Origin of the sequence: Actinosynnema sp. NPDC023658 (assembly GCF_040639995.1) — a bacterium.
Lineage (GTDB): Bacteria > Actinomycetota > Actinomycetes > Mycobacteriales > Pseudonocardiaceae > Actinosynnema.
Genome location: NZ_JBFAAX010000642.1, coordinates 1 through 3,260, shown reverse-complemented (window position 1 = coordinate 3,260; position 3,260 = coordinate 1). Strand labels below are relative to the sequence as shown.

At 69.8% G+C, this 3,260-nt stretch carries 3 protein-coding genes; all 3 read left to right on the top strand.

Features of this window, described 5'->3' with window-relative positions; genetic code table 11:
• The first annotated feature begins 292 nt into the window (after positions 1-292).
• The gene (locus AB0G02_RS32560; RefSeq protein WP_360801873.1) at positions 293-676 is read left to right on the top strand and encodes a hypothetical protein; all 384 of its coding nucleotides are present in this window, start codon (positions 293-295) and stop codon (positions 674-676) included.
• 201 nt (positions 677-877) lie between these two features.
• A complete protein-coding gene (locus AB0G02_RS32555) occupies positions 878-1,618 on the top strand; it encodes an SDR family NAD(P)-dependent oxidoreductase (RefSeq protein WP_360801870.1) in 741 nt (246 codons plus the stop codon).
• 343 nt (positions 1,619-1,961) lie between these two features.
• Positions 1,962-3,041, top strand: a complete 1,080-nt coding sequence (locus tag AB0G02_RS32550; protein ID WP_360801867.1) for an NAD-dependent epimerase/dehydratase family protein — start codon at positions 1,962-1,964, stop codon at positions 3,039-3,041.
• Positions 3,042-3,260 lie beyond the last annotated feature (219 nt).

The window sequence follows — 3,260 nt, the reverse complement described above, 5'->3', positions numbered from 1 at the left end:
GTGCGATGTGGACCGCGCGATCACCGTGCACCACACCCCGCGTCGCGCGATCGCCACCGCGTGTGATGTGCCCGAGGGGAAGTGAGGATGTCCTTGGCGCCCACTCCGGCCGAGCGGCGCGGCAGGTGACGTGCGGGCAGGGGGCGTGGACCGGGCGGGCAGACAACGCCCGGCGGTCTCACCGGTGATGCCCGTCCCGTGATCAGCTTGGAGCCGATCTTCCGAGAGGGGCAGTCGTGGCCGTACTCCCACAACGGGTTCCCGTGCCAGCACGTGCGCGGCGGGTGCCGGCGTGACCGGCCCCGACGAGGTGACCGCCGACGGCGGCCCGGTGTTCGCCGGCGACCTGTTGCTGAGCCTCGCCGACACCGGTGCCCTCGTGCTGGAGCCCGCGGAGGCCGACCGGGTGATCGCCGACCTGGAGCGCACCCTGGACGCCGTCACCGACCGCATCCGGGTGGTCGACCTGCTGCGAGGGGCCTCACTGGACGAGCTCCACCGCGTCCACCACGAGGTGGAGCAGGCCGTCGTGGACGCGGTGTTCGCTGAACAGGTGTCCAGCGGCGACCTGCGACGAGCGCTGGACGAGCTGCCCAAGTACATCCGGGCGTTCCAGCGGGCCAAGCACCGGGGCGCCGGCGCGGACCGGACCGGGGAACCCGCGGTGGAGCGCTGACGGCACCCCGCGGTCGAGTCGTCGACGCTTCGCAGAGGCGTTCGGAGGGCCGCGCGTCGGGACGACGGCGTGTGCCGCACGAGGTCGCGTTGCCCGTACGGGAAGTGGTGGTGGACTCCGGGGAGTCGGCAGCCGTCGTCCGTTGCCCTGAGCGGCCGCTGTGGGAATCATCCGTCCACAGGGGTGCTGAGGAGGACGTCGATGGAAAACGGTAAGTACTCTGACAAAGTCGCGCTGGTCACCGGGGCGGCGAACGGCATCGGCGCGGCGATCGCCCGACGCCTGGCCGACGGTGGTGCGCAGGTCGTCGTGGCCGATTTCGTGGCCGAGCGGGGCGAGGCGGTCGCCGAGGACATCGGCGGCGTCTTCGTGCCGTGCGACGTGCGAATCCCCTCGGACAGCCGGATGGCCGCGCAGACGGCGGTGGCGAGGTTCGGCGGTCTGGACATCGCGGTGCTGAACGCCGGTGTGGTGACCGGCGGGGACGGGTTCGACGCCGACCGCTACCGCCGCGTCGTGGCCACCAACCTCGACGGGGTGGTCTATGGCATCGAGGCGGTGCTGCCGGCCCTGCGGGCGCGCGGCGGCGGGAGCATCGTGGCGATGGCGAGCCTGGCGGGTCTCATGCCCGTGCCGTTCGACCCCGTCTACGGCGCGACCAAGGCCGCCGTGGTGAACTACGTGCGGTCCTACGCACCGCTCGTGGCCGGCGAGGGCATCCGGCTCAACGCGCTGTGCCCCGGTTTCGCGGAAACTCCGATCATCGACGGCTTCCGCGGTGTGATCCACGACCTCGGCATGCCGATCCTGGAGGTGTCGGACGTGGTGGACGCTTTCGAGGTGGTCCTGCACTCGACCGGGATCGGCGAGTGCTGGCAGCTCCAGGTCGGCGTCCCGGCCGAGCCGGTGGCCTTCGGCGCGCCGCGGTCCGCCGGGGGTTGACCGGAGGTCGACGGCGGTGACCTCCGCCGTCCGGCCCGCGCCACGGATACCGGGTGGCGCTGGTCGCCGTCGCGCGCCCACCCGGATCTCCCTCGCCTGCGTGGAGGAGACCGGCGGATTCCCGCTGCGGATTCGTGCGCGGCCTCGGCGTGCTCCGAGGCCGTCCACGCCGACTTGGCCTGATTTCCCGTCACGTGTCCGTCACCAGGCACGACGTCGGTTCGACCGGGTTTGCCCCAATACGTAGCCCGTGCTTCTCCTTCGGGCACTGAATACCTGCCGACGGGTCGCCCCAGGCGTGGTGAAGTGCATTGTTCAACCCTCCAGGAAAGGAGTGGAAACGATGGACATTGCGATTGTCACCGGTGCTGCCGGGCTCGTCGGCACCGAAGCGGTGCGTTTTCTCCGTGAGCGTTTCGACCTGGTGATCGGGTTGGACAACGGGATGCGTCGGAAGTTCTTCGGCGCGGATGGCGACGTGAGCGGGAACGTCGCCGAGATGTCCTTCATCCCCAACTACCGCCACCACGACGTCGACATCCGCGACTACGCCATCGTCGCGGGGGTGCTGGCCGCCTACGGCGCCGACGTGAAGTTGGTCGTGCACACCGCGGGGCAGCCCAGTCACGACTGGGCCACCGAGCGGACCCTCGACGACTTCTCGATCAACGCCACCGGCACGCTCAACATGCTCGAAGCCGCGCGCCGCCACTGCCCGGCCGCGACGTTCGTCGTCACCTCCACCAACAAGGTCTACGGCGACAAGCCCAACTCGTTGCCCCTGGTCGAGCTGGAGACCCGCTGGGACATCCACCCCGACCACCCGTACCACGAGTTCGGCATCGACGAGACGATGGAGCTCGACGGCACCGACCGCACCTTCTTCGGCGTGTCCAAGCTCTCCGCGGACCTCGTCGCCCAGGAGTACGGCAGGCACCTCGGCATGAACGTCGGCATCTTCCGGTGCAGCAACATCACCGGTCCCCGGCACGCGGGCGTGCAACTGCACGGCTTCCTGTCGCACTTGGTGCGCACGGCGGTCGCGGGTGGCGAGTACACGATCTTCGGTCACGGCGGCAAACAGGTCCGGGACAACATCGACGCGCGTGACCTGGTGCGGATGTTCTGGCACTTCCACCTCGACCCGCGGCCCGGTGCGGTCTACCACGCCGGGGGCGGGCGCGAGCGCAGCACCTCGATCCTCGAGGCCGTCGCCAAGTGCGAGCAGCTCACCGGGCGTCCCATGTCGGTCCAGTACGCCCCGGAAGCCCGGTTCACCGACGCCAAGTGCTGGATCTCCGACACGCGGAAGTTCAGCCGTGACCACCCCGGGTGGCAGCCCCGACACGGCTTGGACGACACGCTCGCGACCATGCACGCCCACTGGACCTCGGTGTCGAGTCCTCTCGCGGAAAAGGTCTGAAGCCGCGACCGGGGCGCCACGCCCTCGAACGCGGACCACGACGAGCAGCCGTCCTCCGCGATCAGCCGTGGGCACGGCCACCGCCAGTCGCCGCTCCTCCTCTGCGGACACCACGAAGAACCAGCAACACCCATGCGGGGGCCGGTCTTTGTCGTGCAGATCCAACATCACAACGCTGAACGACAGACACTACCCCTACCAAAACGGGTGAACTATGGG